We start from the raw sequence: 5,022 nt of genomic DNA, 5'->3' as shown, positions 1-5,022 counted from the left end.
ATAGAGCTCAAGGCCGTGGACAAGATCGCTTCGGAACATAAGGCTCAGGTGCTGAATTACCTGCACGCCACCGGGATGAGACTGGGGTTGTTGGTCAACTTCGGGCACCATCCAAAACTTGAGTGGAAACGGATGATAATATAGACAATTACTGTCCATGGAAAACATTAAAGCATATTTGCCCACGGAACATGAAGAAAATATTTTTTCCGTGATCTTCACTATATTCCGCCTGCCCCGTGTAACCGGGGCCCCCTCTGGAGTGTTACACTGGGGTGGGCTAAACTCTTTTTCTTCTCTGAGATAATTTATGGATAAATATGAAATCATTATATATTGGAGTGAAGAAGATAATATTTTTGTAGCTGAAGTTCCTGAGTTGCCTGGGTGTATGGCGCACGGCTCAACCCATGACAGCGCTTTAAATAATGTAAAAGATGCCATGGCGCTTTGGATTGATACTGCGAAAAAAATGTAATGATCCTGTCCCCGCGCCAATGGGGCGCAAGCTTGTTTACGTCTGAGAAAAGGCGTGGTATCTGTTCCCGACCTCGGATTCCGGACCTCGGAGCCCGGACTCCGGATACAAGGAGAAATTTTATGGCAACATTATTAGAGATTGAAAAAATGAGTGTACCCGAACGAATCCAGGCAATGGAGATACTCTGGAACTCCCTGATAAGCCATGATGCTGAGATTGAATCTCCCAAGTGGCATTATGATGTGCTTGATCAGAGACAAATGAAAATTGATAGGGGGGAAGCAGAATATATCTCGGTTGACGAACTGGCATCAAGACGAAAATGAAAAAAGTCAAAACAGTAGTAGCGTTAAGTGATGTTGCCCAGGATCTCAACAAGGGAAAGGAATTCTACGATCTCAAAGGACCTGGAGTGGGAGATTATTTCTGGGACAGTCTGATGGCTGATATAAAATCCCTGATCATATTTAGCGGCATTCATGTTATAAAAAATGGCTATTACCGGATGTCTGCAAAGCGTTTTCCCTACTCCATTTACTATACAGTTGATAAAGAAGTCGCTTATGTAATAGCTGTGCTTCCAATGCGAAAAGATCCTCTGTGGATAAAGGATCAACTGAATGAAAGGATGTGAATCATATAAGCATGGATAAAAGTGCATTGACCATAATGCAAAGAGTTGAACTGTGAATGATCGATTTCCGACATCCGTCCTCGGACCTCGGGTTTTTCTCTTTCCGTGCCCTTCCGTGTATTCCGCCTGCCCCGTGTAACCGGAGTCCCCTCTGGGGTGTTACACTGGGGTGGACGAAGTTCTTCTGATTTTTTCTTTTTTCTGACCACGGACTTTGGATTCTGCATCCATTCGGCACATCTCTTGCCTAAATGCTTTCCAGAGCCTCAAATGGGCATGAATTGCACCCCAGAGGCCTGATCATTCAACACAAACAGCTGGAATCATCAACAGTCAAAATACCGACCAGGGGGTGATTTCATAATTTTACCTAAATCACGAGTTACGTAAAAGCGGTAAAAAGTAGCTTTTTTACCCAAATCACGTGGCACGTGAAATCGGTAAGAAGTATGCTTGAAAGGGGAGCATTACGAGTTTTTTGAAAATGGATGGGGACAGTCCCGAAGCCAGGGACAGTCCCCGTGCCATGCCGTAGTTTATAGCTTTTTACACAAAGATACCCTTAACACACCCTATTCATATTTTGTTTTCAAAAAACTCGTAATGCTCCCCTTGAAAGACAGTGCAGGAATACAGACTTGATTATTTATAGCAAATAGGCAATTTTAAAAGCAATACTCTTCATCAAAGAAATGTTGTAATGTCGTCTATCAACTCATCAGGCCGGATGCCGGGAGAAAGGCATGTTTAACGGAGAATCCATCTTAATTACTGGAGGAACTGGATCATTCGGGCAACACTTTGTCCGCACCCTGTTTGAAAATATAAACCCAGGCGTGTGGCCATTTACTCCAGGGATGAGCTCAAGCAGTTTGAAATGCAGCAGGAATTCCACGGACCTGAAATGCGTTATTTCATCGGCGATGTTCGGGACCGGGAGCGCCTGACCATGGCCATGCGCGGAGTTGAGCTGGTAGTACATGCCGCAGCCATGAAACAGGTCCCGGCAGCTGAATACAACCCCATGGAATGCGTAAAGACTAATATTTATGGTGCTGAAAACGTGATCCACGCGGCCCTGGCCCATAACATAGAAAAAGTCATTGCCCTGTCCACGGACAAGGCAGCCAATCCAATTAATCTTTACGGTGCCACCAAGCTCTGCTCTGACAAGCTTTTTGTAGCTGCCAACAACCTGGCCGGGGCTCACCGCACAACATTCAGCGTTGTCCGTTACGGCAATGTTCTGGGATCAAGGGGTTCTGTCGTCCCGCACTTTAAAAAGCTCATAGCTTCCGGTTCAGATCACCTGCCCATTACTCATGAAGACATGACCAGATTCTGGATTACCCTGGATCTGGGAGTCGATTTTGTCATGCAGAGCTTCAAGCGCATGCACGGAGGGGAAACATTTGTGCCCAAGATACCATCTGTGCGCATAACTGACCTGGCCACAGCCATGGCTCCTGCCCTGCCCCGTAAAATAATCGGCATCAGGCCGGGTGAAAAGCTCCACGAGGTAATGTGCCCCAGGGATGATTCTCATTTGACCATTGAATTTCCGGACTATTACGTAATAAAGCCAAGTATACGGTTCTTCAGCCGAAGCAATGAGTTTCTGGAAAACAGACTGGGCGAAAAAGGCAAACCTGTTTCACAGGGCTTTGAGTACAATTCAGGAGACAATCCTCATTTTCTGACCATTGAAGAAATAACTGAATTTAACCACCTGGCTTGTGGATGATGTGCCACTAATTGATTCGCATATTTCCCAAAGGAAAAATGGAGACCTGATATGAACACCACAATGGAATACATAGGCGAAATGCTGCCTGATGGTCGAATATCTGTTGAGCCTTCAATCGCCCACAGACTGCGTACCGGGGAAAAACTCAGGATCAGAATTGAGCAAATACCTGATGAATCAAAAAATAAAGGGGAGAAAGAACTGGATGCTGCAACAAAGCGGCTTCTGGAAAGAATGAAGAATGCTGGCTCACTTGGAACGCCGGACAACCCTGATGAACTGCGGCACTCTGTATTGATGGAAGAAAGAATGGAGGACAAGTTCCCATGGAGGGAATAGACTCCAATATTCTCATTTATGCATTTGATGAGTCTTCGCGATTTCACAAGGTTGCTCTTAATTTCGTAGAAGAAAAGATCAAGACCACCATTCTGGGAATAGCTGAGTTCAGCCTTTTGGAATTTTATTCTGTGTTAACTGACGGGCGCAAGATCGGTATGCCTTTACAGCCAAGTACAGCATGTGCTGCTATTCGCGATTTTTATGAGTCCCAGAGCTTTGCTGTTCTGCAATGTTCACAAGCATGTTTGCAGATGGCAATTGAAGAAGCACATGGCTATTCAGTCAAAAGAAATGATATCTTTGATTTTTTAATCGCCAGCACATTCAAAGAAAATGGTATAACAAATATATACACCCTAAACACCAAGGACTTCAAAAAATTCGATTTTGTCCAGGCCATAAACCCCTTTTTAGACTGCTCCAGATCCACGGACACCATTGCACGGACTTCCCACCGAGGCGTAGGTCCCTCTGGGCCGGAGGCGGACCACAGCTTCATCCCTTACGGCAAACAATCCATTAACGAGCAGGACGTAGCCTCTGTCTGCTCAGTTCTTCGCGCCGCTTTCATCACCCAGGGCCCAAAAGTACCGGAGTTTGAGAAGTCAGTTGCGAACAAGGTTGGAACAAAGCACGCCGTTGCAGTTAACTCTGCCACCAGTGCCCTGCACTTGGCTTGCAAAGCCCTTGGCCTTGGACCAGGCGATATCCTCTGGACCTCTCCCATTACCTTTGTAGCTTCAGCGAACTGCGCACTGCACTGCGGCGCGAATGTGGATTTTGTGGACATTGATCCGCGTACTTACAATATGTGTCCGCAGGCTCTGGAAGAAAAACTAAGACATGCCAGACAATCCGGAAGACTTCCCAAAATAGTAGTACCCGTGCATATGTGCGGTCAGCCCTGTGATATGAAAGCCATCCACGCTCTGTCCCGGGAATACGGCTTTTCTATCATCGAAGACGCCTCTCATGCCATTGGCGGATATTACAAAAACGAACCTGTGGGCTGCTGCCGCTACAGCAATATAACCGTGTTCAGCTTTCATCCAGTCAAGATCATTACCACAGGCGAAGGCGGCATGGCGGTTACCAATACCCATGAATTAGCCGAAAAAATTGCCCTCCTCCGCAACCACGGCATAACCCGCAATCCTGACCTTATGAGACAGAAACCAGATGGACCCTGGTATTATGAACAGATAGATCTCGGCTTCAACTACCGCATGACTGATATCCAGGCGGCCCTTGGCTTAAGCCAGCTATCCAGACTGGATGAATTTGTATCCAGACGCAGCGAATTGGCCACTCGGTATGACCGGCTTCTTGCTGATCTTCCATTGACTGTTCCCTGGCAGCATCCGGATAGTGATTCAGCCTGGCACTTGTACGTGGTCCGTCTGAATCTGGAAAAGATGAACCTGACACGTAGACAGGTCTTTGAATATTTGAGAAAAAAGGATATAGGCGTCATCGTACATTATATCCCGGTTCATACCCATCCATATTATCAGGCCATGGGGTTTAAATGGGGCATGTTTCCAGAGGCTGAAAAATATTACCAGGAAGCCATCACCCTGCCCCTGTTCCCGGCCATGACCGAGAAGGAGCAGGACCGAGTGGTGGATGCCTTGAAAAGAATCCTGCCCACGGAACACACGGAAAGACACAGAATTTAAAGATTTCTTTTCCGTGCTATTCCGTGTATTCCGTGGGCGATAATCTTCTGTCTTTGATAATGACTATTCCGTGGGCGATAATCTTCTGTCTTTGATAATGACTATTCCGTGGGTTGAGATTCATGCTTTACGAAGAACT

The 5,022-nt window shown here is 46.3% G+C and carries 7 protein-coding genes; all 7 read left to right on the top strand.

Annotated elements, in window-relative coordinates; genetic code table 11:
- Positions 1-15 precede the first annotated feature (15 nt).
- The 7 genes from LZ23_RS23525 (at position 16) to pseC (ending at position 4,883) form a co-directional block, all read left to right on the top strand.
- The gene (locus LZ23_RS23525; protein WP_332308282.1) at positions 16-144 is read left to right on the top strand and encodes a GxxExxY protein; all 129 of its coding nucleotides are present in this window, start codon (positions 16-18) and stop codon (positions 142-144) included.
- Positions 145-310: 166 nt separating this feature from the next.
- Complete coding sequence (locus LZ23_RS11340) at positions 311-478, top strand: type II toxin-antitoxin system HicB family antitoxin (protein WP_198145979.1); 168 nt, start codon at positions 311-313, stop codon at positions 476-478.
- A 122-nt stretch (positions 479-600) separates the two neighbouring features.
- The gene (locus LZ23_RS24135; protein WP_045214254.1) at positions 601-807 is read left to right on the top strand and encodes an addiction module protein; all 207 of its coding nucleotides are present in this window, start codon (positions 601-603) and stop codon (positions 805-807) included.
- Positions 804-1,115 (top strand): hypothetical protein, encoded by a 312-nt coding sequence (locus LZ23_RS11330; RefSeq protein ID WP_045214253.1) that lies wholly within the window; start codon positions 804-806, stop codon positions 1,113-1,115. The genes LZ23_RS24135 and LZ23_RS11330 overlap by 4 nt, the downstream gene beginning before the upstream one ends.
- A gap of 877 nt (positions 1,116-1,992) precedes the next feature.
- A complete protein-coding gene (gene pseB, locus LZ23_RS11325; protein ID WP_332308281.1) occupies positions 1,993-2,859 on the top strand; it encodes a UDP-N-acetylglucosamine 4,6-dehydratase (inverting) in 867 nt (288 codons plus the stop codon).
- Between the two features lie 51 nt (positions 2,860-2,910).
- On the top strand, positions 2,911-3,201 hold the full coding sequence (locus tag LZ23_RS11320; protein WP_045214252.1) for a hypothetical protein: 291 nt from the start codon (positions 2,911-2,913) through the stop codon (positions 3,199-3,201).
- On the top strand, positions 3,189-4,883 hold the full coding sequence (gene pseC / locus LZ23_RS11315) for a UDP-4-amino-4,6-dideoxy-N-acetyl-beta-L-altrosamine transaminase (RefSeq protein ID WP_084591025.1): 1,695 nt from the start codon (positions 3,189-3,191) through the stop codon (positions 4,881-4,883). The genes LZ23_RS11320 and pseC overlap by 13 nt, the downstream gene beginning before the upstream one ends.
- Positions 4,884-5,022: the final 139 nt, after the last annotated feature.

Origin of the sequence: Desulfonatronovibrio magnus (assembly GCF_000934755.1) — a bacterium.
GTDB lineage: Bacteria > Desulfobacterota > Desulfovibrionia > Desulfovibrionales > Desulfonatronovibrionaceae > Desulfonatronovibrio > Desulfonatronovibrio magnus.
The sequence above is the reverse complement of the archived record's forward strand: the minus strand, read 5'-3'. Positions and strand labels throughout refer to the sequence as shown.

Excerpts from the sequence above, each read along its gene's own strand:
- LZ23_RS11340 (WP_198145979.1), top strand. The coding sequence starts at position 311 with ATGGATAAATATGAAATCATTATATATTGGAGTGAAGAAGATAATATT.
- LZ23_RS24135 (WP_045214254.1), top strand. The coding sequence starts at position 601 with ATGGCAACATTATTAGAGATTGAAAAAATGAGTGTACCCGAACGAATC.
- LZ23_RS11330 (WP_045214253.1), top strand. The coding sequence starts at position 804 with ATGAAAAAAGTCAAAACAGTAGTAGCGTTAAGTGATGTTGCCCAGGAT.
- pseB (WP_332308281.1), top strand. The coding sequence starts at position 1,993 with ATGCAGCAGGAATTCCACGGACCTGAAATGCGTTATTTCATCGGCGAT.
- LZ23_RS11320 (WP_045214252.1), top strand. The coding sequence starts at position 2,911 with ATGAACACCACAATGGAATACATAGGCGAAATGCTGCCTGATGGTCGA.
- pseC (WP_084591025.1), top strand. The coding sequence starts at position 3,189 with ATGGAGGGAATAGACTCCAATATTCTCATTTATGCATTTGATGAGTCT.